Here is a 22,786-nt window from a genome sequence, read left to right as displayed (position 1 = left end):
TTCCCAATAGACATTGCCAAACTAAAACACTGTATCCCGCGCCAACTACCCTGGCCGAAAAATTGCTGGCCCCGGCCAACCTTTCCATTCTACCCTTGCCACCCTATTCAACCGAACTGAACCCAGTCGGGCAAATATGGCAGAAGCTCAGGCAATCCGATTGGGTAAATCGCTGCTTCACAAATTATGACGAAATTGTGGGGGGCCTGTTGCCAGGCTTGGAACCGGATCGCCAGCCAACCCAACACAATCCGAAATCTTTGCTCCCGAAAGTGGGCTTTATTGGTATGATAATTTATTGGGATTGGGATTAACAGTTTATCAGTTCACCCTGCCGTGTTTAAATCCGCCTACTATTTCTGATGTAGCAATTTGAGTTACATCCCGACCTATTCATTGCGTTAAGAGTAATCCGTATGTGGTATACCACAATTGCCCTTTGCCTGGTTGTCATTATTCAAGGTTGCGCAACACTAAGACCGGATCCCGAAACTTCGCTGTCAGGTGAAGATGCAATATGTTTTCGTTGGTTTGAAAACATTGAGGCCACATTGGGAGAACACGATTTAAATGATCCTGAAACCGTGCATATCAACGGTTTTCCTCACCTCAGAACCAACCGTTTCCTGGCCTCGATGGCCGACCGGGCGACATCCAAGGAAGCTTTTGCCGAATGGTTAGAGCAAATGCGGCAACTCGATGCAAAGGGCAAAAAGCTTGAGTTTGCCAACTTGCCCGCTATAGCTATGCAGCAATTGGTTGCGGAAATACCTACAGGTGGTTCCTTTGATCAAGCCTTGAAGCATTGCGGCAAGCGCTCGAACAAACTCAGCTTAAATAACCCCAAACATAAAAAAATCCTATTGGAACAGGCCCAAGTCCCCGACGCATACCATAACTGGAAACGCGTTGTTGGCTTGTATCCACTGGCACGTTATGTTGCGGGCATCGGTATCGAACGGTTGCACAGGGAACTGGACACCAGCTTCAAAATTCCGCCGGAAAAATTGCCACTGCAAGGCAAACTTATCCGCTATAGTCCCCCACACAGCGGTATGTTAACCCCTGAACATATTTCAACAATGCTGGGGCCTGCTTACGATAACCCGCTAGGGGTTCCACACCTTACTTCCTTGCAATTGCAACAGTTGTTGGCGAATTTCGCACCCGTATGGGAAATCGATACCCGGAACGATACCGATAAAATAGGCACTGTCAGTCTGGCCAACGATAAACAACCACGAATTGACATCAATCAACCGACGGTTTATGTCGCACAGGGATACACCCGTTGGCGCGGGAAAGTGCTGTTGCAATTGATCTATCAAATCTGGTTACCAGCTCGAGAGAAAACTAGCATGCTGGATTTATATGGCGGCCCACTGGATAGTGTAATTTGGCGCGTTACGCTCAGTCCCGAAGGCAAACCCATCGCGTTCGACAGCATTCACGGTTGCGGTTGCTATTATCTGCTGTTTCCCGGCCAAGGCTACCGGGCGGTATCGCCGAATGACGGTGCGGAACCCGTGTTAAGCCCTAAATCCATAACAACCCTTTCGCCCGGACACCGTCTGTTGTTGCGGTTACAGGGCCGTACCCATTACCTGCAACAAGTGTCGCTTGTGGGCGATATTTCAGGGACAGCAACTCGCAATTATATATTCCAAGATTCAGAAGAACTTCGCTCTTTACAGATGCCAAACGGTGCGAAGCGAAGCCTGTACGGTGAAGACGGCATTATCGATGCCAGTGGACGTGCCGAACGATTCCTATTTTGGCCTTACGGTATCGCCAGTCCAGGCGCTATGCGGCAATGGGGCACGCATGCAATCGCTTTCATCGGCAGACGCCATTTTGATGACCCATTTTTATTGGATAATTTAGTGGCCAAGGAATGAGCCAGCAAACTTATGGATCAGTTGTCCCAAATCGCTGTAGATTGTTATAAACAATTAAAAAGACAGCTTTTCCTATTATGTGAAAAAAAGGAGGGGAGTCGCTATTTTTGCGAAAGCTTGTTTTGGGCGTGAGCGCCAAGGATGGCGTGAATGCAGCAAATGCAGGAGCGATTTGTCGTCCCAGCCCAAGCAAGCGGCAAAAACTTAACGCGACCGCCAATGCCTGCGGCTGCCCCAGCCGTCCTGCTTCCCTCGTTTTTACTCAACAAGGGGTATAAAACATTGGTTACGCAATGACTCGACGCGATGTCGGAATGCTTTGCATTTTCACTACGCAAAAAAACGCTTCGTGAAAACGCCCAGCCCTATCGCTTCTGGGGACTACTCGGCTTCCCGCCTCGCAGCGAGCGTAGCGAGGGTGCCGGGGATTTTTAGAGGTTCCCTTAAAAACATCCACCACCAACATAGGCCTGTTAGCTAGCGTTGTTGATGGAATCCGGTATTTTACAAGCAGTTAAATCTATGCTAACGTGTGGAGCATGATGTTTTGACGCAAAACATAACCAGTTCACGGCGTACACAAGCACATTCGTGGCCCGGTTTGATTTTTTAGTCGTGTTTTTGGAAATACTTCCCGGGCAAGGTTATCCGATTGCCCTAAACCTTGTTCAACAAGCTGCGCCTAACTTGCTTAGGCGTTCAATTAGCTTACTGCACAGAGAGATGCTTATTATGGCTATGGAATCTTTTTCGGTGTTCCTCCATGTGGTGTCTTGGCTGTGGCCGAGACCCTCAGAATGCCGAGTTCAACCGCGCCAAGGACGGCTCGAAAAGAGACGCCCCGTCCACTTTCTCGGGCCGTCGATGCTGGTGCTGGCCGCCGCCGTGCCGGGCGCAATGGCGCAGACGGCGCTGCCGGACTCGGCGACTACGCTGCTGCTGCACACTTTCCCCAGCGGCAATCCGTTCACCGTTGGAGCCGACACCACCATCAATGTACCCGGCGGTATCGGCATTCAGGGCGACAGTTCGTCAGCCTGGACATTGGCCACGAGCGGGACGGTCACCGGTGGCAACGGGATCGCGGTGCAGTTCGGGTCAGCGGACGACACCATGACCGTGGAGGGGGCACGATTACCGGTTCGGTCTTCCAGGGCGCCGGCAGAGACGCGTTCACCATGACCGGTGGCACGATTGTCGGCGCGGTCACCCAGGGCGCCGGCATCGACACGTTCACCATGACTGGCGGTCAGATCCAGTCGCTCGCCCAGGGCGACGCTCGCGACACTTTCTTCATGTCCAGCGGCACGATCGTCGGCAACATCAGCGTCAGTGGCGGCGACGATCAGGTCACCGTCACCGGTGGCCGCGTCATTGGCGACATCCGCACAAGCTTCGGCAACGACACATTCGTCTGGGACGGCGGAGGTGTCATCAACGGCAACATTTTAATGGGCAACGGCACTGGCATTGACACGGCGGCCCTGCGCAACCTGACTAGCGCCAATATGGGGCCTACCCTGGTCATTGATGGCGGCTTCGGGGTCAGTCACCTGAGCTTCGACAATGTGGTGACCGACGGTGTCTCCCGCTTCCAGGACTGGGAGACCTTCGCCGTCGCCAACGGGTCGCAGCTTACCTTCGACGGCAATCTTGTTCTGGGAGACGCCAGTACGGGAACCGGCTCGTTTTCGGTCGATTCGAGCAGCACCTTGTTCGGCGGCAATGGCGTCAATCCCCAGATTTCTCCCGCCGTCGCGGGCCAGTTGGTCACGTTCTCCAACGCCGGTGCCATCGACCTGAGCAACGGCCCGGTCTCTGCGGCCGACAGTTTCACCATCGTCGGCAATTACATCGGCATGGGCGGTCACCTGAATCTACAGACGATACTCGGCACGGACAATTCGCCCTCCGACAAGCTCGCGGTCTCCGGCGGCAGCGCCTCGGGTACGACAAACGTCGGCGTGACCAATGTCGGCGGCTCGGGCGGTTTGACGCTCAATAACGGCATTCTCGTCGTCCAGGCGGTGGACGGCGGCACGACTGCGCCAGGTGCCTTCTCCTTAGCTGGCGGTTCGGTCTCCGCGGGCGCCTATCAGTATTATCTCTTCCGTGGCGGAGCCACTGGCGGAACAGCCAATAATTGGTACTTGCGCTCGAACCTCGCACCAACGCCGCCGGGAGTCCCCAGTCCGCAGCCTGCGCCGGGCACGCCGCCCCTGCCAACCGCTTCCGAAACCCCGATCCCGCTTTATCGTCCAGAGACCGCACTCTATTCGGCCGTACCCGCATTGGCGCGGCAGGTCGGCTATGCCAGCCTCGGCACCTTCCACGAGCGGCAGGGCGAGCAGAGCCTGCTCAAGGGCAATGGCCCGGCTTCTGCCGCCTGGGGCCGCGCCTTAGGCAAACATACGGATCAGCAATAGTCCGGCACGGCCAATCCCTCGTTCGACGGCATCATCGCCGGTTTTCTGGTCGGCCTCGATCTGCTCGGCTGGGAGTGGCGCGATGGACACCGCGACCGGGCCGGACTCTTCGCTGGCTATGGCCGCACCGATGGCAATGCACGCGGCTTTTCGGGCGGTTTCCAGGATTCGCCGGTCGGTAGCCTATCGATCGACGCAACCAGCGTCGGCGCCTATTGGACGCATATCGGCCCAAGTGCCTAGTATGTCGACAGTGTCCTCATGGGCACTTGGTACGACGGCGACGCACGTTCTGTCCGCAACTTAGCCGCGCAGTCGAATGGCACGAGCGTGACCGCATCTCTCGAAAGCGGCTTTCCGATTGCGGTCACCTCGAATGTTTCCCTAGAGCCGCAGGCGCAGGTCATTTACCAGCATCTCTCGCTAGACCGCACGCAAGACCAGGTTTCAAGCGTTTCCTATGGTGGGGCGGATGCGGTTATCGGCAGGTTAGGCCTACGCCTCCTGGGCAACTACGGGGTCGGGGCAACTTTGGTGCAACCCTATCTGAAGACGAACATCTGGCGGGATTTCGGTGGGCGCGACACCGTGACATTCGCCGGAAAGGATGTCATCGCCACCCAACGTGAGTCGACGGCGCTAGAAGTCGGCGGCGGCGTTGTCGCCAAGCTCTCCCCTGCCGTCGGCATCTTCGCGACTGGCGGATATACGACGGAACTCGATAACCACCACCTGCAGGGCTTTCAGGGAAATCTCAGCATGCGGGTGACGTGGTGATGGCCTTATGGCTTGCGTGGGGCCTGATGCCTACTCCGATGCCTTGCGCCAGCAGCATACAAGGGAAATGGGTTTCACTGGCAAGCCAATGAAGGGCTATATCTTGGTAACTTCAGCGGGGTTCGAGTCGGATTCTGCGCTGGATAAATGGGTGAATCTGTGCGCTAAACTTGTTGAGTCATTATCGCCCAAATGAGACGGCAATCCCCCAACATTGCGCTCAACTGGGCGCGGCCATAATGCAGTTTTATTTTTGGGAGCCCCTAAAAATTTCACTTCGACAAGCTCAGTGCAAACGGTGGTCTTATAAAATCAGTGATTTATCCGTTCGTGCTGAGCTTGTCGAAGCATGAACGGATAATTTTTAGAGGTTCCCTTTTGCCTTTCCGTGCCGCACCCAGTTAGCTTTACGTTGGCTAGCTTGGTCTCGCATGGATCGTTCCCGCTTTAACCTTCGCCAGGGGGAGGACAGATGAGAGTTCGGTTTTTTTTAGCGGTTGTTACCGCCTTGCTCGCCATGACAGGCTGCTCGCCAAGTGGGGCCGTCCTGGCGAGCGGGGCGGACCTGTCCAGGGGCATGCTTGCGTCGTTTGTCAACAGGGTCTGGGTTGTGGCCGAGTCGGGACAGGTGGTGCCGGGTGAGTTGCGCGTCTTCCTGTCCGAAGGCACACTCGTCATGGCTTCGCCACACGGCATCCCAGCCCTCGGAACATGGCGCCACCACGACGGGCACTTGACAATCACCGAGGAGGGCCGGGAGTACGAAGTCGAGATCCTCGAATTGGGCAAGAACGCGTTCCGTATCCGGATTCACGGCCCCGGAGAGCCGGTCAACATTCGCTTCACGCCGGCCGAGCAGTTGCCCGTGCCTCAACCCAAGGGGAGATAGACAAAATGGTGTTCGGTAATTGGCGAGATGTCCTGCTTGCAATCGGTGCGCTGATCCTGCCGTCGTGCGCGAGCGTCGGCGAGAGGGCTTGGGTTGACCTGAAGCCCGAGTCAATGGGTTCTGGGCCGATACTCTCGTAGGACGGGGTTTGTTATTACCCCGTCCTGCTGCAACCTTCCGAAGGCCCTACGACAAGGTGGGGCACCTGAAAGAATGTATTTTTTATACGGACGACTGGGATGCTTTTGCCAAGGTCTTGCCCAAAGCGCGGCACGTCATCGGCAAAGCCCATACGGTGGCAATTGAGCGTGACAACAGCAACACCCGACATCATCTTGGCCGGATGACACGACGCACCAAAGTGGTCTCTCATTGCGAAGACATGTTCATTGCAACCATCAAGCTTTGGTTTTACCTAGCGCAACCCCATGTATTCCCGGCTTATCAAGAAAAAACATTATCTATCTTTAGGTAAATACTCTCAACTATCCATTTAAAATGTAAATCGTGCCTTGCTATAGATCCCTTTTTTTGCAAGTTTTCTCTTCGATCGCTGCGGTCAGTCAACGCAGTTGCTGCCATATATCCCGCTTTTCATCCTACAGGATTGCGTTCTTATCCATCATTACATCACACCTAAAACCTTATAAACACCCTTCGTATTTAACCGGATGGTGATGGGCTGATCAGTCCCGTTTTCCCAGAACCAGCTGTGGATGCCTTCAAAGGGTGTCATTAAAGAGCCACTGGCTTTGCTATCAGTGGCGGTCGCGTAGCTTTTGAAGTAACCGTCCTTGGCACCTTTGGGTTCGCCATGAAAATCAAAATAAATCGGTTTGCCATCTGTTACCCATGAATAATCCAGTGCGTGATCCCGCTCCATGTAGAATTTATATTCAAGACTTTTTTGGGGTGGGATGACAATCTTCAAGGTATCGTTGCGTTCAGTTGCTATATCAGTTTGTTGGGCTACGGTAGCCGATACTTGATTGGCATTACTTTCTGTAACCGAATCACCTGCCTGAGCTTGAGCCTGCCCCATATCAGGGCAGCCTTTAGCCGCTATCTGGGAAGATTGCCCCGCAAGCACGGTTAACCCCATCTTCTTGCCTAATCCAGTCGGATCAATGCCATATTCTGCGGGAAGCACGGTGGTAAACAAGATAACCATTGCTAACAACACCGCCGCTAAGGTGGCGTTAATGAGCGATTTTGTTGACTGTACAGGGATGTTTTCTTGATTCATGGTTTATCCATACGCTAAATAACCGGTTAGCTGGTAACCGAATAGAATGAGTCCGCCCGTCATTAACAAGGTATTGGTGGCGGTGGCAAACGAGTAAAAGCTCGGCGACCTGCGCCAACAACCGAGGACGATCAGGATAAAAAATAAGGCGACAAACTGCCCCACTTCCACGCCGATATTAAAAGCCAGCAGGTTTTTCCATAAGTTGGCTTGAGGTAAAGCAAAATCCTGTAGCTTGGTTGCCAAACCAAAACCATGAAACAATCCGAACACGGCCACTGCGACCTTATTGTTCGGCTGGAAACCCAATATCTGCCGGAAGCCGCCCAGGTTATCAAAGGCTTTATAGACAATAGACAAGCCAATAATGGCATCGATAAGATAAGAATTGACAGTGATTCCCTTCAAAACTCCTAACAATAACGTCAAACTGTGCCCTAATGTGAACAGGTTGGCATAAATAAGCACATCACGAATCCGAAATAAAAAGAAAATGACACCAACCAGAAACAGCAGGTGGTCGTACCCGGTCACCATGTGTTTGGCACCGATATAAAGGAATGGGCCAATTGCAACGCCTTGATTGGCGGTTAAGAAGTTTTTTGTTGACGCATCAACACCGTGGGCGAATAGATTGGTTGATATTGTCAATAGCGATAATATGAACCAGATTACTATTAATGTTCGTTTGTTAAATCTCATACTATTACATTAATCTGTTCCCGATTTTCTTCCTATTTTAATCGGGTTCTCGCACCCGAGGGCGAGTTTCTTTCTTTTGCTTCGCCAAGCCACAGGGATGTGGTGAATGTGGAAAATGCAGGAGCATTTTTCCACAAAAGAAAGAAACCAAAGAAAAGAGGCTGCCCGGATGCCGCTTCATCCTGCGCGTCTCATTTTCGACGGGAGGTGATCGAAGGGGCTTCCTGCCCCTCGATCACCTCGATTCATCCCTGAATCGCCCCTAACGGGTTATTCCCGCCGAAAACTGCGATGCTCGGCGCGGCATGCGGGAAAAATCCAGCTTATAAAAATCCTACTGAAAATCAACTCCATGCACTTCGATTATGACGGTTTGCTAGCGCGAAACCGTCTTACGGGTTAGGGGCTCCAGCATGCTATGGCTCTGTCGGGGAGGTCGATTCAACGTTGAAGTAACCGGCCTGCGCGGTTTTTTGCGCTGGCCGGTTGACTGTTGGGTTAGGCGACATCACTTTCGCCCTATCACGATCAAGATAGTTCCATCAGGTAGATTGCCACTGATCGACTTTTCTCGTGCCTGGTAAGGTTCCATTCGGATTCCTTCAGAACTAAAAGAAGCTACAAGTTCAGAATAGCCAGATAAAGCCTGTTGCTTCGCAGTCACGCAAGTTATCCCCAAACCTTTGAAATCATTGAGTGACGTTTTTCTTACAGTCGACACCCACCCAGCTTCACGTAATACCGAATCAATCTGATCAGCGTAATCACCACTTTCTGAGTCCACCATAAATGACGCGACTATTACGTTCGAGCCTGAAGTCTGTAAAAGAGCCTTCTTTAAATTGACGCGCTGCTCATCCGAGATTTTGCGCGGCGCTGTTTCCGCTTTGAGCCTTTCAAATCCCCTCCGCTGTTTCTCAGTTTCCACGTTCTGGGTATCGACTACCATTTTCTTTTCCTGTCGATCCACGTAGTAGCGGCCGACACCAGCCACTACGCCAAGTACCGGCAGGATGACTGATAGCCAGAAGAGGAGGTGGCTCCAAGTCCGCAACGATTCGATTCCAAGGCCCATTGAGCTATCTCCAGTGGTTGTTTGATGTTGCCTAACGTAAGTTATACGACATCAAATGCCTTATAAAAAACTTAGGTTCTCGTATATTCTTATTATGCTTTACTAAATATAGTGTATTGTTTGAGCAAATATAAACCAATGGCATATAGCTTATAAACAAATACAGCAAACTCCCCTCCCGTATGCCGCGCCGAGCATCGCAGTTTTCGGCGGGGTTAACCCATTAGGGGCGATTCAGGGATGAATCGCGGTGATCGAGGGGCAGGAAGCCCCTTCGATCACCTCCGGTCGAAAGCGAGAAGCGCAGGAAATAAGCGGCAACCGGGCAGCCTTTTCTTTGGATACTTTCTTTTGTGGAAAAATGCTCCTGCATTTTCCACATTCACCACATCCATGTGGCTTGGCGAAGCAAAAGAAAGTATCTCGCCTTCGGGTGCGAGAACCCGATTAAAACTATCGTCGCGTTAGCGACACATCAATTCCCTCACCCTAACCCTCTCCCAAAGGGAGAGGGGATTTTTAGAAGTCCATTACCTACGATAACCCCAACACATCCTGCATATCATACAAACCGCTAGGTTTATCAGCTAACCAAACCGCCGCCCGAACAGCCCCATTAGCAAACGTCATGCGACTAGCACGTAGGTTGGGGTGAGGTACGAACCCCAACGACCAATGACAGATTAATTATGTTGGGGTTCTCTTCGTCACCCCAACCTACAACTACTAAACGTACCCCCATTCCCGTTATGCCGCGCCGAGCACTGACGTTTTTATTGGGAATAGCCTGTAGGGGTGCGGCAGGGATGCCGCACGTTGTCAAAGGGACAGGAGTCCCTTTTGGCAACCCCCGATAAAAACGTCGGAGCGCAGGAAGCAAGCGGCATCCGGGGGTCTTTTCTTTTGGATACTTTTCTTTGGACAAGCAAAGAAAAGTATCCCGCCTGCCAGTGCGGGAACTGGCATTTAATCAATCGTCGCGGTAGCGACACATTATTTATTAAGCCTCCATCCCTGGAGACTGGATTCCGGCGACCTCCATAGATGGAGGAAGTGCGGCAGAGGATATGGAATCCTCACCACCAATCCATGCCGGAATGACGATCTCACTCAAGGCCGAACTCACTATTCAATCCCCTCACCCTACGATAACCCCAACACATCCAGCATACCATACAAACCATTAGGTTTATCCCCCAACCAAACTGCTGCCCTCACCGCACCATTAGCAAACGTCATGCGGCTAGAGGCTTTATGGTAATTTCCACACGTTCACCTTCATCGACAAACATCACGGCATGTTCCCCAATATTGCTAGTTAAAAACATCAGCTAACTCTTGTTAGCCAATATCCCGGCCGACGTCGGTGATGTGCAAACGCCGTAATCTGTAGCCCACTAGGTAAAACCCGATAGAAAACTGAATAAGGAAAGCTCAACAGCCCAATACGGCGTATTCCAGATGGATGAACTAGCCGCCAAGCTTCCGGCTTCTCTGTAATCAATGCGATAACCCTCTCAAACTCAAGGATAAGCACTCCCCCAAGTTTAGCTTGTCGTTCCTCATAGAAACGAACTGCCTCAATGTATTCGGCTTCTGACTCTGGAAGAAAGCTGTAATTCACCTTAGCAAGGCACGTACTTTCTTTGCGACTTCCTCACCGGAATTAAGATGCACTCCACCTGCGTCAAATTCAGCGGCACGGCGTACGGATTCCTGACCCCACAGGCTATCAAATTCTGGCTCGGTAATTTCTTCTAGGCTTAATAAAAGCCGTTGCGCTAAAGTTGCCCTATCCTGAATGGGTAGGGCGAAGATTTCAGTTTCAAGTTGTGCAAGATTCATTTTGGCAATCCTATTCTGGTTTTGGGTGGAGTCTAACTCTGTGAGACGATGTTTGCAACACCGTCTCAATTGGTGTGCAACTTGACAAATTGTTCTGGTGGCGAAACCAGTTTAAGGGCGCAATACGCCACTCTATTGTCGCCCTAAGACAACCCCAACACATCCTGCATATCATACAAACCCGATTCTTTATCCTTTAACCAAATCGCCGCACGAACAGCCCCATTCGCAAACGTCATACGACTAGAGGCTTTATGGGTAATTTCCACCCGTTCGCCCTCATCGGCAAACATGACGGTATGTTCGCCAACAATATCACCCGCACGAATCGTTGAAAAGCCGATGGTTTTTCGATCCCGTTCACCCGTATACCCTTCCCTGCCGTATACCGCGCAATCTTTCAAATCGCGTTGCAAGGTTTTGGCTATGACTTCACCCATCCTTAATGCTGTGCCTGACGGCGCATCCACTTTGTGGCGATGGTGCGCTTCTACGATTTCAATGTCAGTGTATTCGCCCATGACTTTAGCAGTCATCTCCAGCAATTTGAGCGACAAGTTAACGCCGACACTCATATTGGGTGCCATCATGATCGCTATTTCTTTCGCCGCTTTGGTAATTTGAGCTTTTTGTGCGTCGCTAAACCCTGTCGTGCCGATCACCATTTTTTTTCCGGCTTGCCGGCAGTGTTCCAGGTAGTCCAGGGTAACGTCAGGACGGGTGAAATCGATTAGCACATCAAATTGATCGATGACCGCTGCCAGGTTATCCGTGATGTTAACCCCGGCAGTCCCCACGCCTGCTATATCTCCGGCATCTTTGCCCATCACGGGACTGTCTGCGCGGTCAATCGCTACCGTTAGAGAAAGTGCTGGCGATTGGGTGACGGCCCTTATTAAAGTTAAGCCCATGCGCCCAGACGTACCGCTTATGGCAACTCGCATCATGGTTTATCCTGTCAGTTTATCGAAGAAACTTTTTACGCCGTCCGTCCAGGAATGTTCCTGTGGGCTGTGTTGTTTTCCGCCACCCGTCAATGATGCGTTGAGTTGTTCAATTAAGGCTTTTTGCTCCTTGGTCAAATGCACGGGCGTTTCTATGTTGACTTTGCAGATCAAGTCGCCTACCGCTCCACCGCGCACGGGTTTAACGCCTTTGCCGCGCAATCTGAATAATTTACCTGTTTGAGTTTCATTGGGAATTTTTAGCATCACCCTACCATTAAGAGTAGGAACTGAAATTTCATCACCTAAGCTTGCAGTGGCAAAGCTGATGGGTACTTCACAATAGAGATTTGCGCCATCCCGCGTGAAAATCGAATGATCTTTAACGTGGATTTGCACGTACAAATCGCCCGCTGGCGCGCCGCGTTCACCCGCTTCACCCTCGCCAGCCAGACGGATACGGTCGCCGGTATCGACACCCGCAGGAATTTTTGCCGACAGTGTCTTAGCTTCTTGTGTACGTCCCTCACCACGACACACGCCGCAAGGGTCTTTGATCTGTTTGCCAGAACCGCGACAAGTTGGGCACGTTTGCTGCACAGAGAAAAAACCTTGCTGCATTCGCACCTGACCATGCCCATGACAGGTGGAACAGATGACTGGGCTAGAGCCTTTTTTAGCGCCTGTACTGTCGCATTCCTTACAGGCAACCAGGACTGGCACACGAATTTTGGCTTCGGTTCCAGCCACGGCTTCTTCAAGCGTCAGTTCCAGGTTATACCGGATATCTGAACCCCGTTGCGCCCCACTACGCTGCCTGCTGCCACCGCCAAAAATATCACCGAACACATCCCCGAACACATCGCTGAAGCTTTCACTGGTAAAGCCCCCTCCCCGTCCGCCCATAGAACCGTCAACACCGGCATGGCCGAATTGGTCATAAGCCGAACGCTTTTTGGCATCCGAGAGAACCTCGTAGGCTTCTTTTATTTGTTTAAACTTGGCCTCGGCTGATTCGGGATTGTCTTTGTTCCTATCTGGATGGAACTTCATCGCCATGCTGCGATAGCTTTTTTTGATCTCCGCATCGCTGGCATTGCGCTCTACACCCAGTAGTTTGTAATAATCTTCTTTTGCCATAACGTAAATAACCGCCAACGTGGGCGGTTCTCTGGTGTGAATAAATAAAGGTGATGCTTATCGTCATAAGCACCACCTTACGGCTGCGTTAAATCACGCGCATAATCATATCGCGTTCTTTATTTTTTTTCGTCGTCTTTAACTTCCTCAAACTCGGCATCGACAACACCATCATCCGCTTTATGGGACGAAGAACCTTGATTGTCAGTATCAGCGTCTTCGCCAGCCGATTTTTGGGCGTAAACCCGTTCCGCCAGTTTCCCTGACAGCTCAGTCAGGCTATCGGTTTTTGCTTCAATAGCCGCCTTATCATCACCTTTGACAGCCTCTTTCAGGGCTTCGATAGCCGATTCAATCGCTGATTTTTCATCCCCAGCAACCTGATCGCCCAAGTCTTTCAAGGATTTTTCGGTGGCATGGATCATACTGTCGGCATGATTGCGGGCGCTAATCAGTTCCTTCAACTTGCGGTCTTCATCGGCGTGTAATTCCGCATCCTTAATCATACGTTTCACTTCGTCATCCGACAAACCGCTGGATGCCTTAATCACGATAGATTGTTTCTTGCCCGTCGCCTTGTCTTTTGCCGACACGTTCAATATGCCATTCGCGTCAATATCAAAGGACACTTCAATTTGTGGGATACCCCTAGGCGCTGGCGGTATGTCCGCCAAATCAAACCGCCCCAACGATTTATTGGCAGACGCGATCTCGCGCTCACCTTGTAAAACATGAATCGTCACCGCCGTTTGGTTGTCGTCTGCGGTGGAAAACACCTGCGAAGCATTGGTTGGAATCGTGGTGTTTTTCTCGATCAGCTTGGTCATCACGCCGCCCATCGTCTCAATGCCGAGCGATAAGGGAATAACATCCAGCAACAAGACATCCTTAACGTCTCCCGCCAACACACCCGCTTGGATGGCCGCACCCAAGGCAACCGCTTCGTCTGGATTGACATCCTTACGCGGCTCTTTACCAAAGATGTTTTTTACCATCTCCTGTACTTTCGGCATACGGGTTTGGCCGCCGACCAAAATCACGTCATGAATATCCGAAATGGATATACCGGAGTCTTTAATCGCCGTCTCACAAGGGCCTTTGGTGCGGACAATTAATTCCTCAACCAAAGACTCCAGTTTTGCACGGGTCAATTTGACATTAAGGTGCTTAGGGCCTGACGCATCAGCGGTGATGTAAGGCAGGTTCACATCCGTTTGCTGGCTGGAAGACAACTCAATCTTGGCTTTTTCCGCCGCTTCTTTCAAGCGCTGCAAGGCCAACGGGTCGTTGTGCAGGTCAACACCGCTATCCTTTTTGAATTCACTGGCAAGATATTCGATAACCCGTGAATCGAAATCTTCCCCACCCAAGAAAGTGTCGCCGTTCGTTGACAGCACTTCGAACTGATGTTCACCGTCAATCTCGGCAATTTCGATGATGGAAATATCGAATGTACCACCGCCTAAGTCGTACACAGCAATCTTGGTGTCGCCTTTGGGTTTATCCATGCCGAAAGCCAAGGCTGAAGCGGTGGGTTCGTTGATAATCCGCTTGACTTCCAAGCCAGCGATACGACCCGCATCTTTGGTTGCCTGGCGCTGGGAATCGTTAAAGTATGCAGGCACGGTAATGACCGCCTCTTTAACTTCTTCACCCAGATATGCTTCCGCATCCTTCTTTAATTTCATCAAAACCCTGGCAGAAATCTCAGGCGCCGCCATTTTTTTGCCGTTGACTGCAACCCAAGCATCGCCGTTTCCGGCTTCGACGATGTCATAAGGCACCATTTTGATGTCTTTTTGCACAACATCATCCTTAAAACGGCGACCGATTAACCGCTTGATTGCAAATAAGGTATTTTTGGGGTTGGTGACGGCTTGCCGTTTAGCTGATTGTCCAACTAAAACTTCATCATCGTTAGTAAATGCGATAATTGAAGGTGTTGTGCGGGCACCTTCGCTATTTTCGATAACTTTCGCCACGCCGTTTTCCAACACGGCGACGCATGAATTCGTGGTACCTAAATCTATGCCAATTATTTTTGCCATTGAATGCTCCAGACTTGAATAGTGTAAAAGTAAATGTTAAGGCCGATATGGGGGCTTTTTTATGTTGTTCAAGCCATTTCGTTAATATCTGACGGTTTTTGTGGCGCTTTCGCCACCACAACCATAGCAGGGCGCAACAATCTTCCATTCAGCATATAGCCTTTTTGAAAAACGTTGACAACCGTATTCGGCGCAGCGGCTTCTACCTCTTGCACAACCACCGCCTGGTGCTGTTCGGCATTGAAGGGCTGACCCATCGGATCAATCTTTGTTATACTGAATTTTGAAAACACTGTCTCAAATTGCTTGATGGTCAATTCGTTACCTACACGGAACTTTTTGACCTCCCCACTTTCGCCTGCTGCCGCCTGTAAACCTAACTCAAGGCTATCCAACACTGGCAATAATTCTTTGGCAAAACTATTCAGTGCGTACTTATGGGCATCTTCCAGTTCCTTTTGGGTGCGTTTTTTCAGATTTTCCATTTCCGCCTGGACTCGAATCGCCTTATCCCAGTTCTCCTGGGCTTTTTGCTCGGCTTCAGCCAGTTCTTTCTTCAATTCTTCAATGAGTATTTCCTGGGATGGCGGCTCATCCAACGATAGCTCTTCCTCGACGATTCCCTCACTATCTTTGGTTTCAAGCTGTGCTTCAGTTTGTTCCTGCTCGGTACTCATTATCTAGTGCCCTTTGTGTAAAATAAATAGTTCTGCAAATTTAAAATTCAATCCTAGGATGATGGGGACACAGCTTTAGGATTCAAGGCCGCGCCTAACAATTTTGCGGTGATGTCCACAAAAGGGATAATTTTTTCGTAAGCCATGCGTGTAGGGCCAATGACCCCCAATACCCCAACCACCTCGTCGCTTACGGAATAAGAAGAGGTCACCAGGCTGCATTGCTTGAAAACCTGGCAACCGGATTCCTCGCCGATAAAAATCTGCACCCCTTCCGCTTTCATGCATTGATCCAGCAAATGTAGCACAGACTGCTTTTGACTGAAGGCTTCGAACAATTTTTTCAGGTAGTCCCTGTTCGTCAATTCGGAAAACCCCATCAGGTTAGTCTCACCAGCAAGGACATAATCTTCCTTTTTGCCATTGGGTTCTAAAGCCAGTTGGGCAATTTTAATGGCATCCATCATGCCTTGATTCATGCGCTGCTGGTCTTCCTGCAATTCCTTTAGGACAGCTTTCCGCACCGCTTGCAAACTGCGCCCGGAATAAATGGAATTGATAAAGTTCGCCGCCTGTTGCAATTCAGCGGCTGAAAATTTCTTGTCGGTCTGGATGATTTTATTATGGACTTCCTGTTCATTGGTGACAAAAATAACCAGTACACGGGTGTTGGATAAAGGCAAAAATTCGACGTGCCGCAAGCAGACCAGTTCCCTCTTGGGCAAGGTTACGATACCTGCCATTTGGGTCAGTTCGGCCAGCAGCCGGGAAGCCGCTCCGATCACATCATTGGTGTCTTCCTTGGCGGCCAAACCTTCATGTAAACGGCTTAAATCTTTTGACTCCATCGGCTTGCAGGTCAATAAAGAATCCACAAACATGCGGTAGCCGCTCACGGTAGGAATCCGTCCCGCCGATGTGTGGGGCGAATGAACAAGGCCTAGATCTTCAAGATCCGCCATCACATTACGAATGGTAGCAGGGCTCAATTTTAATTCTGAACCCTTGGATAACACCCGCGAACCCACCGGTTGCCCATCACTGATATAGCGTTCTACCAGCGTTTTTAATAATTGCAGCGAACGCTCGTTTAAAATCTGGTTATTAACCATTCCTCCCCCCGGATAATATTAGCACTCTGTCTTCACGAGTGCTAAAGAAAGGAAAGTAGCAGCACATGCTGGCATTGTCAATAATTACGGGAATTGGCTATCCAAAACAATAGCAATGATATTCAAGAAACCATCAAGATTTTCCGTCATCAACATAAACAATAGTGCTTGTCTGAGGTGTGATTAGGCGTATAGTTAGGATAGTTTTCCTGAGTGGGTATCGTTATGAATCTAGGTCAGATAACACCGATAGTCAGGCGCTACATGCCGAGAAAGCCGCTTGACTTTGTGCTTTACGCAGTTTTCGCCCTGGCAATCCTAAAATTGACCAGCCTGTATTTCAGCGTTAATCCAGATGACAGCAACTGGAATGAGTTCAAAGCCCAACATCATTGCAAATTACGAAAAACGGAATACGGCGTACAACGATCAAGTTGGGTTTGTGATGACGGCAAGACGTATTTTCGCTGGATGCAGCAGCGTTAGATAAGGCAAACAAAGACGGTTTCGTGTATTCCATTTCGGCTTTTGAAAACCGCCTTTGTGGGCTGTTCAATAGATCATTATTTGGTGGTCAATTTACCGCTCAGTTGCGCCGACCATACGCCGCAGAAAGTTCCAACGACAAAAGAGATGGAAATCACCAATAAAGGGTTGCTCATAGAAAAGCCCAGCAACACATCTTTATTCAGTTTGTCAGGCGTTTGTAACAAATAAGCGAAAGTTGACGAATAACCCAAAACACTCGATGGGATAGTCGCAAGCGGGGGAATATTAGCAGCCAAGCACATCACCACTACAGCAGCACAAACCGTAAATGCAGCCATAAAGGGAAAACCAAGCATGGTTGTTGGTGAAATTTCTGTAAGCATAATAGCCGTTGCCCATGCCATGAATACACCAAAAATCCCGCAGGTAATGTTATTGATAACGGCTTCCTGGTTGGCGCCCAGTAAGAAATAAGCTGCCCAGGCGATAGTTGCTGCCCATATAAAGAAGATACCGCTAGTGAGAGGCAATACGGCAAAAAATGTTGCTACACCAGCTATACCGCCAATGCTTAAAGAAAGTGCTGTTAGTTTATCCACGCGAATTCTCCGAAACTCACCTCATTATTATTGTGGAGTCAGGCACACACTGAGGTGTTTCTATGATACCTGACGTTTATGTCACGGACATTCTTAACCCGTTGCGCCGAATATAGCAGATATTATCTTGGAGTTAAACATTCATTGCAGCAGTCTTGGCACATTTAAAATCACTTCTGCTTGCCTTCAAGAACCGTGCGTCTTGCACAGATACCATGAATTTCGATAGCCTTACTGTGTACGCTAAACCCAGGCCGGTTAATTTCCGCAGCCAACAAAAGCAATCGCTGCGAGGCCGAAAGCCGAGTAGTCCCCAGAAGCGATAGGCCTAAACCAAATGCGCCCACAGATCGTGGTTGTCGGTTTCTTCGACCTCAACCTCAACAAATTCGCCAACGGTTAAATGGGTGGCGCCATCTATGAAGACGAGTCCGTCGATTTCTGGGGCATCTGACTGACTTCTGGCAACTGCGCCTTCTTCCACCACTTCGTCGATCAGTACCGTTTCGATATTGCCTATGCGTTGCTGCAAACGCCCAGCGCTAATCTCAGATTGGCATTCCATAAAGCGGGCTAAACGTTCCTGCTTTACCTCTTCTGGAACCGAATCTGGCAAATTGTTGGCGGCTGCGCCTTTCACGGGTGAGTAAGCAAAACAACCGACCCTATCCAGTTGGGCTTCATCCAGAAAATCCAAAAGTTCTTCAAATTCCTGTTCCGTTTCGCCAGGAAAGCCGACAATAAAGGTGCTGCGCAAGGTAATGTCTGGACAAACTTGCCGCCAAGCCCTAATCCGTTCCAGATTATTCTGGCTGGCCGCCGGGCGTTTCATCAGCTTTAAAATCCGGCTGCTGGCATGTTGGAAAGGGATGTCAAGGTATGGCAAGATCTTGCCATCGGCCATCAGCGGGATAACCTCGTCAACATGGGGATAAGGGTAAACATAGTGCATCCGTACCCAGATACCCAAATCACCCAATGCCTCGGCCAGATCATAAAAACGGGTTTTTACTGACCGCCCGCGCCAGTACCGGGACTGATATTTTAAATCCAGGCCATAAGCGCTGGTGTCCTGGGAAACAATCAACAATTCTTTAACACCGGCATCGGCCAAACGCACTGCTTCCGCCATGACATCATCTATCGGCCTGCTCACCAGATCGCCGCGCATGGACGGGATAATGCAAAAGGTGCAGCGATGGTTACAGCCCTCAGAAATCTTTAGATAAGCATAATGGGGAGGAGTCAGCTTTATACCTTGGGGCGGCAACAGGCTGGTGAATGGGTCGTGCCTGGGTGGCAGATGCTCATGGACGGATGCGACCACCTCGTCGATGGCATGTGCTCCGGTCACCTTCAAAACCTGCGGATGCCGCGCCCAGATTTCATCTTCCCGTGCCCCCAGGCAACCAGTGACAATGACCCTGCCGTTTTCGGCCAGCGCTTCCCCTATGCTGTCCAGGGATTCTTCCACTGCCACATCAATAAAGCCGCAGGTATTCACCACGACCAAATCGGCATCTTTGTAGCTGGGTGAGATGATGTAACCTTCGGCTCGCAGCTTGGTCAAAATCCGCTCGCTATCGACCAAGGCCTTGGGGCAACCCAAACTGATAAAACCTATGTGTGGCACTGTCATGGCATTAAAGTGATGATAAATCTGATGTGTGCGGCTTTGTGGATGCCGCTGTTAGCGGCACAAGGTGACAAAATGGAATGGTGGAACGGATTTGGGTTATGGGAAACCGAGCTATTAGCGTCGAAGGCAGGAATGCAAATGTTAGAAGCTTTTTGTTTTCTCTGACCAGAAGGATTTCCCAACAATAAGAAAAATTCTCCAGGTTTCAAACCGCTAGAATCAACAGAATTTGAACCTTTAACCTTTAACCGTATCGGCAATGGCATTGAAGGCTTCAACTTTGGTTTTTCCGATTTTGATCAAATCAACACCCGTATCCACAATCATCTGGAAAAGGCCAGGGGTTTTGTAAACCATCATGCACAAATAACCCACTGCTGGAATCGCAATCAACGCGCCGATAAACCCATGAATGCCGACCGCACCCATCAATTTGACGAGTATTGCGACCGCATCAAGCGGCAACAACACCATCGCGCCAAAATAGGCTATGACCACAAACGTGAAAACTGCAAAAACAACAAATTGAATAAGTTTTACTAAGGCAAAATTTACTTTTTTCATAGGGCTACGTATTTTTCCAGACAGGGTTTAAGCAGGGATTCAGGCAAACAATAAGGTCGATCCTGCCCTGAAAGTTAATGTTTAATATTCGGATTATAGCTTGAAAGCGCTTAAACCACCTCATCTTTTCGTAGAAAGAAACGGTACAGGATTGCTCCGGCAATAAAACCCCCGATATGCGCCCACCAGGCCGAGTCCGCAGTAACGCCTTCGACAAAAGTCGAGGTGGTAATATAGTAGAGCTGAAAAATAACCCACAAGCCCAAAAAAGTGACCGCCGGCACATGCAAGACTACGGGGAAAAAATACACAACCACCCGCTCAAACGGATAGAGAAAATAATAAGCTGCCAATACCCCGGCTATTGCGCCTGAAGCGCCTACAACGGGTATAGTGAGGGTCGGTGCGCTATACCATTGCATCAAGGTAGCCAACAGGCCGCAGGTCATGTAAAAAGCCAAAAACCGCCATCTGCCCATCCTGTCTTCCACATTGTCTGCAAAAATCCACATAAACCACATATTAAATATGATGTGCATCCAGTTTCCATGCAGGAACAAGCTGGTCAAAAACGACAAATAGCCGTCGAACGGCATCCCATAAGCCAGTCCCCATTGCGGATTGGCATAACGGTTAGGCACCATGCCGTAGAGATAGATAAGCTTATAGCTCAACTCATAAGGCATAAACTGCATAACGACAAAAATCAAAATACAAACCACCATCAAACTCCAAGTCACATAAGGCGTTGAATGGCATGGCGCTGTATCTCGTATCGGTATCATTGGTTTAACCTCGTAAGAATAGTTGGTCTCAGTTTAACGGTTATCGACGTGTGGCAACAACAAAGTGATTTAATCATAACCTAATTACAATAAGTTTATAATAACCCGAATAAAAATCTTTTCTCCCTGATTCTGCTCATCTTTTTTAAGTTTAATGCAAATTCCCAACGCTACATCCTCATTTTCAGGATTCGGGCTAGATAATCGCATGCTGTTGGCGATTGATAAGTTGGGCTTTGAAACGCCTACGCCCGTCCAACAGCAAGCCATTCCTGCGGTTCTTGACCGAAAAGATTGTTTGGTCAGCGCCGAAACTGGTAGCGGTAAGACAGCCGCCTATCTACTGCCTACCTTACAGCATTTGCTCGCTTCAACCGCCAAACCTTTGGGTATCCAGGCGTTAATCCTCTGCCCTACCCGCGAACTTGCCCAACAAATCTTCGGACAATGCCAACAATTCAGCGAATTCACCCCGCTAAAAACCGGCTTGATTACCGGCGGCAGCGATTTCAAGAAGCAACAAGCGGCGCTAACACATAACGCCAACATTATAGTTGCCACCCCAGGCCGTCTTTTGGAACACTTCCAGCTATCGACCGCCTATTTTCAGCAGTTAAGCCTGCTGATTCTCGATGAAGCCGACCGTATGCTGGATATGGGTTTTAGCGATGACGTGCTGAAGATTGTCGAACAATGTAACAAGCAACGGCAAACCCTATTATTTTCGGCAACCTTGACCCATTTCGGCGTGATTAAAATTGCCGACAAAGTGCTAAAAAACCCCAAAGTGGTTGCATTAAACACGCTACACGACGTACATAGCAACATCACGCAGCACCTCATACTTGCCGATGACCATGACCATAAGCTGAAACTGTTGGCTAATCTGCTCACTCATAAATCCTTCGACAAAGCCTTGGTTTTTACCAATACCCGCCTAAGAGCCGATGAATTGCATAATTCAGTCCGTGGCGCGGGACTTCGCTCCGGCTTGCTGCACGGCGATATGGATCAAAAAGACCGCAACCGGATCATGGCGCTGTACAGGGACGGCACCATCAACACCCTGATTGCCACCGACTTAGCCGCCCGTGGCCTGGATATCAAAGGCATCAATCTGGTCATTAACTTTGACATTCCCAGAAACGGTATTGATTACATCCATCGTATAGGCCGAACCGGACGTGCAGATGAACTGGGCGTGTCAATCGCGTTGGTAAAAAGCACCGAATGGAATTTGATGGCCGGGATTGAACGCTTTTTAAAACAAAAATTTATTCGTCGAACTATAAAGGAATTAGAAGGCAGCTATAAGGGCCCGAAAAAGCTTAAAACATCCGGGAAAGCCGCCGGCAGCAAAGACAAAAATGAGCCTGCTAAAAAAGCGGTGGTTAAAAAAATAAAGGTACGGGAAAGGGATAAGAAAAACGTGGGAAAGAGGCGCGTTCCTAGTGAAAAACCGGCAACAGAATAGGCTAACGAATTAGGAAGTGGGACGAGGCATGTTGCCCCGTCCGCAAGGTTTCAAATAGGTTTCAGCGATTGTTGCGTGGTTGAAACTTTAGGGAGGACGGGGCTTCAACCCCCGTCCCGCTTGGGAGAAACCTGGATACGATGTTCAGAAAAGAGATGATGAAGTAGTTTCTTTGGTTTTAGAGATTACCCAATAAGGGGGAACGCCCCCTAACGGAGCTTCCGCCTTTCATTTTCTTATAAACACCAAATCCCAAACACCGTGACCCAGGCGCAAGCCACGCTGTTCGAATTTTGTTAAAGGGCGGTATGAAGGCCTTTCACAATACTCGTTGGTCAGGCTGGCATTGGAAAACCGTTCATCTGAGGATAAGCCTACCAGCATGGATTTAGCGTAGTTTTCCCAGTCGGTCGTGGTGTGGAAATAACCGCCTGATTGCAGTTTTTTTGCCAATAAA

The 22,786-nt window shown here is 49.9% G+C and carries 21 protein-coding genes and 4 pseudogenes; 8 read left to right on the top strand and 17 right to left on the bottom strand.

Features of this window, described 5'->3' with window-relative positions; all coding sequences use genetic code 11:
- Positions 1–416: 416 nt before the first annotated feature.
- The 6 genes and pseudogenes from ACLQ6D_RS17895 (at position 417) to ACLQ6D_RS17870 (ending at position 6,465) form a co-directional block, all read left to right on the top strand.
- Positions 417–1,898, top strand: coding sequence for a hypothetical protein (locus ACLQ6D_RS17895; protein WP_411728677.1), 1,482 nt, complete (start codon positions 417–419; stop codon positions 1,896–1,898).
- 864 nt (positions 1,899–2,762) lie between these two features.
- Positions 2,763–3,080 (top strand): hypothetical protein, encoded by a 318-nt coding sequence (locus ACLQ6D_RS17890; protein ID WP_411728676.1) that lies wholly within the window; start codon positions 2,763–2,765, stop codon positions 3,078–3,080.
- Entirely contained in the window at positions 3,077–4,324 is a 1,248-nt protein-coding gene (locus ACLQ6D_RS17885) for a pertactin-like passenger domain-containing protein (protein WP_411728675.1), read from the top strand. The genes ACLQ6D_RS17890 and ACLQ6D_RS17885 overlap by 4 nt, the downstream gene beginning before the upstream one ends.
- Positions 4,325–4,369: 45 nt before the next feature.
- Positions 4,370–5,101: pseudogene (locus ACLQ6D_RS17880) on the top strand (autotransporter domain-containing protein).
- 577 nt (positions 5,102–5,678) lie between these two features.
- On the top strand, positions 5,679–5,990 hold the full coding sequence (locus tag ACLQ6D_RS17875; protein ID WP_411728674.1) for a hypothetical protein: 312 nt from the start codon (positions 5,679–5,681) through the stop codon (positions 5,988–5,990).
- Between the two features lie 148 nt (positions 5,991–6,138).
- A complete protein-coding gene (locus ACLQ6D_RS17870) occupies positions 6,139–6,465 on the top strand; it encodes an IS1 family transposase (RefSeq protein ID WP_411728672.1) in 327 nt (108 codons plus the stop codon).
- Between the two features lie 150 nt (positions 6,466–6,615).
- Here ACLQ6D_RS17870 and ACLQ6D_RS17865 read toward each other — a convergent pair whose 3' ends face one another.
- The 12 genes and pseudogenes from ACLQ6D_RS17865 to hrcA form a co-directional block, all read right to left on the bottom strand.
- A complete protein-coding gene (locus ACLQ6D_RS17865) occupies positions 6,616–7,236 on the bottom strand; it encodes a hypothetical protein (protein WP_411728670.1) in 621 nt (206 codons plus the stop codon).
- Positions 7,237–7,239: 3 nt separating this feature from the next.
- Entirely contained in the window at positions 7,240–7,938 is a 699-nt protein-coding gene (locus tag ACLQ6D_RS17860) for a HupE/UreJ family protein (protein WP_411728669.1), read from the bottom strand.
- A gap of 508 nt (positions 7,939–8,446) precedes the next feature.
- The gene (locus tag ACLQ6D_RS17855) at positions 8,447–9,013 is read right to left on the bottom strand and encodes a hypothetical protein (protein WP_411728667.1); all 567 of its coding nucleotides are present in this window, start codon (positions 9,011–9,013) and stop codon (positions 8,447–8,449) included.
- 223 nt (positions 9,014–9,236) lie between these two features.
- The gene (locus ACLQ6D_RS17850; RefSeq protein WP_411728666.1) at positions 9,237–9,395 is read right to left on the bottom strand and encodes a hypothetical protein; all 159 of its coding nucleotides are present in this window, start codon (positions 9,393–9,395) and stop codon (positions 9,237–9,239) included.
- Positions 9,396–9,547: 152 nt separating this feature from the next.
- Positions 9,548–9,649: pseudogene (locus ACLQ6D_RS17845) on the bottom strand (dihydrodipicolinate reductase C-terminal domain-containing protein); the annotation flags it as partial.
- Positions 9,650–10,156: 507 nt separating this feature from the next.
- A pseudogene (locus ACLQ6D_RS17840) lies at positions 10,157–10,323 on the bottom strand (dihydrodipicolinate reductase C-terminal domain-containing protein); the annotation flags it as partial.
- 310 nt (positions 10,324–10,633) lie between these two features.
- Positions 10,634–10,858 carry an addiction module protein gene (locus ACLQ6D_RS17835; protein ID WP_411728665.1) on the bottom strand — a complete coding sequence of 75 codons (225 nt, stop codon included), beginning with the start codon at positions 10,856–10,858 and terminating at the stop codon, positions 10,634–10,636.
- Positions 10,859–11,001: 143 nt separating this feature from the next.
- Complete coding sequence (gene dapB / locus ACLQ6D_RS17830) at positions 11,002–11,805, bottom strand: 4-hydroxy-tetrahydrodipicolinate reductase (protein WP_411728664.1); 804 nt, start codon at positions 11,803–11,805, stop codon at positions 11,002–11,004.
- A 3-nt stretch (positions 11,806–11,808) separates the two neighbouring features.
- On the bottom strand, positions 11,809–12,942 hold the full coding sequence (gene dnaJ, locus ACLQ6D_RS17825) for a molecular chaperone DnaJ (protein ID WP_411728663.1): 1,134 nt from the start codon (positions 12,940–12,942) through the stop codon (positions 11,809–11,811).
- Between the two features lie 119 nt (positions 12,943–13,061).
- A complete protein-coding gene (dnaK, locus tag ACLQ6D_RS17820; protein WP_411728662.1) occupies positions 13,062–14,990 on the bottom strand; it encodes a molecular chaperone DnaK in 1,929 nt (642 codons plus the stop codon).
- A gap of 68 nt (positions 14,991–15,058) precedes the next feature.
- Positions 15,059–15,667 carry a nucleotide exchange factor GrpE gene (gene grpE / locus ACLQ6D_RS17815; RefSeq protein WP_411728660.1) on the bottom strand — a complete coding sequence of 203 codons (609 nt, stop codon included), beginning with the start codon at positions 15,665–15,667 and terminating at the stop codon, positions 15,059–15,061.
- Positions 15,668–15,720: 53 nt separating this feature from the next.
- Positions 15,721–16,779: a heat-inducible transcriptional repressor HrcA gene (gene hrcA / locus ACLQ6D_RS17810; RefSeq protein ID WP_411728659.1), complete on the bottom strand. Its 1,059-nt coding sequence runs from the start codon at positions 16,777–16,779 to the stop codon at positions 15,721–15,723.
- A gap of 225 nt (positions 16,780–17,004) precedes the next feature.
- Here hrcA and ACLQ6D_RS17805 point away from each other — a divergent pair, with 225 nt between their 5' ends.
- Positions 17,005–17,265 carry a hypothetical protein gene (locus ACLQ6D_RS17805; protein ID WP_411728658.1) on the top strand — a complete coding sequence of 87 codons (261 nt, stop codon included), beginning with the start codon at positions 17,005–17,007 and terminating at the stop codon, positions 17,263–17,265.
- A 77-nt stretch (positions 17,266–17,342) separates the two neighbouring features.
- On the opposite strand, the gene ACLQ6D_RS17800 is transcribed toward ACLQ6D_RS17805, so the two are convergent.
- The 4 genes from ACLQ6D_RS17800 to ACLQ6D_RS17785 form a co-directional block, all read right to left on the bottom strand.
- Positions 17,343–17,867: a DUF1097 domain-containing protein gene (locus tag ACLQ6D_RS17800; RefSeq protein WP_411728657.1), complete on the bottom strand. Its 525-nt coding sequence runs from the start codon at positions 17,865–17,867 to the stop codon at positions 17,343–17,345.
- A gap of 328 nt (positions 17,868–18,195) precedes the next feature.
- The gene (gene rimO, locus ACLQ6D_RS17795) at positions 18,196–19,506 is read right to left on the bottom strand and encodes a 30S ribosomal protein S12 methylthiotransferase RimO (protein ID WP_411728656.1); all 1,311 of its coding nucleotides are present in this window, start codon (positions 19,504–19,506) and stop codon (positions 18,196–18,198) included.
- A 237-nt stretch (positions 19,507–19,743) separates the two neighbouring features.
- Entirely contained in the window at positions 19,744–20,070 is a 327-nt protein-coding gene (locus ACLQ6D_RS17790; protein WP_411728654.1) for a hypothetical protein, read from the bottom strand.
- Positions 20,071–20,180: 110 nt separating this feature from the next.
- On the bottom strand, positions 20,181–20,855 hold the full coding sequence (locus ACLQ6D_RS17785; protein WP_411728653.1) for a rhomboid family intramembrane serine protease: 675 nt from the start codon (positions 20,853–20,855) through the stop codon (positions 20,181–20,183).
- 154 nt (positions 20,856–21,009) lie between these two features.
- Between ACLQ6D_RS17785 and ACLQ6D_RS17780 the strand changes: the two genes are divergently transcribed.
- Positions 21,010–22,329 carry a DEAD/DEAH box helicase gene (locus tag ACLQ6D_RS17780; protein WP_411728652.1) on the top strand — a complete coding sequence of 440 codons (1,320 nt, stop codon included), beginning with the start codon at positions 21,010–21,012 and terminating at the stop codon, positions 22,327–22,329.
- Between the two features lie 228 nt (positions 22,330–22,557).
- Here the strand turns inward: ACLQ6D_RS17780 and ACLQ6D_RS17775 are convergent.
- Positions 22,558–22,786, bottom strand: a pseudogene (locus tag ACLQ6D_RS17775) (tRNA (guanosine(46)-N7)-methyltransferase TrmB); the annotation flags it as partial.

It is taken from the genome of Methyloglobulus sp., assembly GCF_046714055.1.
Lineage (GTDB): Bacteria > Pseudomonadota > Gammaproteobacteria > Methylococcales > Methylomonadaceae > Methyloglobulus.
The sequence above is the reverse complement of the archived record's forward strand: the minus strand, read 5'-3'. Positions and strand labels throughout refer to the sequence as shown.

What these genes read in the sequence shown, in the direction of transcription:
- ACLQ6D_RS17895 (WP_411728677.1), top strand. Translation starts at nt 417, where the DNA reads ATGTGGTATACCACAATTGCCCTTTGCCTGGTTGTCATTATTCAAGGT.
- ACLQ6D_RS17890 (WP_411728676.1), top strand. Translation starts at nt 2,763, where the DNA reads ATGCTGGTGCTGGCCGCCGCCGTGCCGGGCGCAATGGCGCAGACGGCG.
- ACLQ6D_RS17885 (WP_411728675.1), top strand. Translation starts at nt 3,077, where the DNA reads ATGACCGGTGGCACGATTGTCGGCGCGGTCACCCAGGGCGCCGGCATC.
- ACLQ6D_RS17875 (WP_411728674.1), top strand. Translation starts at nt 5,679, where the DNA reads ATGCTTGCGTCGTTTGTCAACAGGGTCTGGGTTGTGGCCGAGTCGGGA.
- ACLQ6D_RS17865 (WP_411728670.1), bottom strand. Translation starts at nt 7,236, where the DNA reads ATGAATCAAGAAAACATCCCTGTACAGTCAACAAAATCGCTCATTAAC.
- ACLQ6D_RS17860 (WP_411728669.1), bottom strand. Translation starts at nt 7,938, where the DNA reads ATGAGATTTAACAAACGAACATTAATAGTAATCTGGTTCATATTATCG.
- ACLQ6D_RS17855 (WP_411728667.1), bottom strand. Translation starts at nt 9,013, where the DNA reads ATGGGCCTTGGAATCGAATCGTTGCGGACTTGGAGCCACCTCCTCTTC.
- ACLQ6D_RS17850 (WP_411728666.1), bottom strand. Translation starts at nt 9,395, where the DNA reads ATGTGGAAAATGCAGGAGCATTTTTCCACAAAAGAAAGTATCCAAAGA.
- ACLQ6D_RS17835 (WP_411728665.1), bottom strand. Translation starts at nt 10,858, where the DNA reads ATGAATCTTGCACAACTTGAAACTGAAATCTTCGCCCTACCCATTCAG.
- dapB (WP_411728664.1), bottom strand. Translation starts at nt 11,805, where the DNA reads ATGATGCGAGTTGCCATAAGCGGTACGTCTGGGCGCATGGGCTTAACT.
- dnaJ (WP_411728663.1), bottom strand. Translation starts at nt 12,942, where the DNA reads ATGGCAAAAGAAGATTATTACAAACTACTGGGTGTAGAGCGCAATGCC.
- dnaK (WP_411728662.1), bottom strand. Translation starts at nt 14,990, where the DNA reads ATGGCAAAAATAATTGGCATAGATTTAGGTACCACGAATTCATGCGTC.
- grpE (WP_411728660.1), bottom strand. Translation starts at nt 15,667, where the DNA reads ATGAGTACCGAGCAGGAACAAACTGAAGCACAGCTTGAAACCAAAGAT.
- hrcA (WP_411728659.1), bottom strand. Translation starts at nt 16,779, where the DNA reads ATGGTTAATAACCAGATTTTAAACGAGCGTTCGCTGCAATTATTAAAA.
- ACLQ6D_RS17805 (WP_411728658.1), top strand. Translation starts at nt 17,005, where the DNA reads ATGAATCTAGGTCAGATAACACCGATAGTCAGGCGCTACATGCCGAGA.
- rimO (WP_411728656.1), bottom strand. Translation starts at nt 19,506, where the DNA reads ATGACAGTGCCACACATAGGTTTTATCAGTTTGGGTTGCCCCAAGGCC.
- ACLQ6D_RS17790 (WP_411728654.1), bottom strand. Translation starts at nt 20,070, where the DNA reads ATGAAAAAAGTAAATTTTGCCTTAGTAAAACTTATTCAATTTGTTGTT.
- ACLQ6D_RS17785 (WP_411728653.1), bottom strand. Translation starts at nt 20,855, where the DNA reads ATGATACCGATACGAGATACAGCGCCATGCCATTCAACGCCTTATGTG.
- ACLQ6D_RS17780 (WP_411728652.1), top strand. Translation starts at nt 21,010, where the DNA reads ATGCAAATTCCCAACGCTACATCCTCATTTTCAGGATTCGGGCTAGAT.